At 35.7% G+C, this 2189-nt stretch carries 2 protein-coding genes and 1 pseudogene; 2 read left to right on the top strand and 1 reads right to left on the bottom strand.

Annotation, left to right across the window (positions count from 1 at the left end; translation table 11 throughout):
• The coding region (locus K6G87_RS00240) for a helix-turn-helix domain-containing protein (protein WP_296832239.1) at positions 1-240 on the bottom strand (240 nt) is incomplete at its 3' end.
• A gap of 618 nt (positions 241-858) precedes the next feature.
• Between K6G87_RS00240 and K6G87_RS00235 the strand changes: the two genes are divergently transcribed.
• Together K6G87_RS00235 and K6G87_RS00230 are read left to right on the top strand one after the other, a co-directional pair.
• Entirely contained in the window at positions 859-1683 is an 825-nt protein-coding gene (locus K6G87_RS00235) for a PD-(D/E)XK nuclease family transposase (protein WP_296832236.1), read from the top strand.
• Positions 1684-1908: 225 nt separating this feature from the next.
• A pseudogene (locus K6G87_RS00230) lies at positions 1909-2189 on the top strand (Zn-dependent protease); the annotation flags it as partial.

Below are 2189 nucleotides of genomic sequence, written 5' to 3'. Positions count from 1 at the left end.
TTTAAAAGGATCCAGAGGATTCTCACCAATGAATTCTGTGTAAATATCGCTTATCTTAAGTATCTCACAGACCGTCAGAAGAGCTTCGGCGCTGGGGGTAGTGTTCCCTTTCTCCCAGGCACTGATTCCTGCGTTGGTAATGACGATATTGTGCTCTGCAAGCTGCCTGGCAAGATCTATCTGGGATAACTTCATCGCTTTGCGATGTTTTGCAATAACTTTACCTATGTCTTTCTTCATACTTTAACCTCATGTCGCGAGCAAAGCGAGTGACTAATGGTTCAAATTGGTGGAGCTCGCGACACCAATTTGGGTTTGAAAGTGGAACACTTTCAAACTTTCCTTTCTGCTTTTGCAATAGCTGTTATAAGGAAATGATGAAATCTAAAATCCAGTTCAATGCCCTTAGCAGAATGTACGTGTGCAAGGAGTGCTATCATTTGGAATTTACTTTCAAGTCTATAATCAAAACATAACATATTTTCTTATACAATTCAATCTATAATTGAATTAGTGTGTTGTACAACGTATAATATCAATGTATAGTAGATTGTACATGCTTAGCAATTGGAAAAATCAATTATAGATTTAAAGCTAAGCAAGAAGGCTAAGCAAGAAGTAGTAACTGTTTTAAAAGCAAACAAAATTCAGGCATAAAGCTTGCAAAGGCTAAGCTGGTATTAGTTGGCAAAGTGCTGAATAAAAGATAGTTGGGGGTGAGTAAATGCTATAGAGATGACTGATTATAAAGATGTATACCGATAGTGGAGGCCTCAGTGTCGGCATACTAATATTCATAGTTTTTTAATTGTAAGGCTTTTTGTATGATGCTATCATTAAAGGAGAGTTATAAAGTTAATGGGAGAGTTAGAAGCAAGCACCAATGACAAGAATCAGCGAGATATTAATAAAATCGTTGACAACATGGATCTGTTTGACGATGATCTGATGGCATTGGTTTTCAAGAAAAATATACCGGCAACAGAGCTGGTACTTAGTATCATTTTTGGAAGGAAAATAACCGTAAAAAGCGTTTATACTCAGGATGAGATGCGAAGCCCTGAAATTGGTGGACGAGACATTGCTCTTGATATCCATGCTTTAGATTCTGATGGTACTGAATTTAATGTAGAAGTTCAAGGTAATTCAGAAGGAGCACATGTAAGAAGAACACGTTTTCATAGTGCTGTTATGGATTCAAGGATGCTGAAAGAAGGTGATCCATTCAAGGCTCTAAAGGATTCATATGTGATATTCTTCTATAAGCATGATAAGTTTGGTAAAGGATTGCCGCTGTACCATGTGGAACGAGTGGTTCTTGAAACAGATAGTCTGTTTAATGATGGATCACATATTATTTATGTTAATGGTAAATATAAAGGTAACGATGAGATAGGAAGGCTGATAGAAGACTTCCATTCAAAGAATGCAAAGAATATGCATTTTAAACTCTTGGCAGATGGACTCCATCATTACAAGGAAACAGAGAAAGGTCGTGATATTGTGTGTGAAAAAGTTGAAAGATATGCAAAAAAACGTGTCGAAGAGAATAGAATAAAGACATTGACGCAGAATGTTAAAGTGCTAATGAAAAACACTTCTTTTACAATGGAACAGGCGTTTGATAGTTTGGAGATTTCAAAGGCTGATAGAATAATTATTTCTGAACAACTTGAAGTGTAACGTTCATATTAGTATACGCATTATAATGTGTTTGGATGGCGGTAGATCTTAAAGATCTACTGCTTTATTTTTATGTTGACTATTACGTTACGTAATAGTTTATATTTGTAATCACAAGAAGATAAATGTTTGCGAGGTTTATACGATACAAGCAGTAATCAGATTATCAAAGTGTTTTCAAACAAATACATATGAATTAGAAATGACCTATCAAGGAGAAGACTAATGAAACTAAATAGATTATTTTCACCGGATATCTATACTAAAATCATGTTTGCAGATATGGACAAGAAAGATGATATCTACCGCTACGAAATGATGATGCCATTTAAGGGGAAGTGGGATATGTATCATATTCCTATGAAGCCTACGCATCCCGGAGGTTACGATATCATTATGGCCAATAACAGACTGGGACTTATGCCTCCTTCTGAAATTGATATTAATTATAAAGATAGTATTGAAGCGCTATATGATGAGGTTATCTGGGATTCATGCACGAAAGC

The organism is Butyrivibrio sp., assembly GCF_024699075.1.
This window is presented reverse-complemented; position numbering and strand designations above follow the sequence as displayed.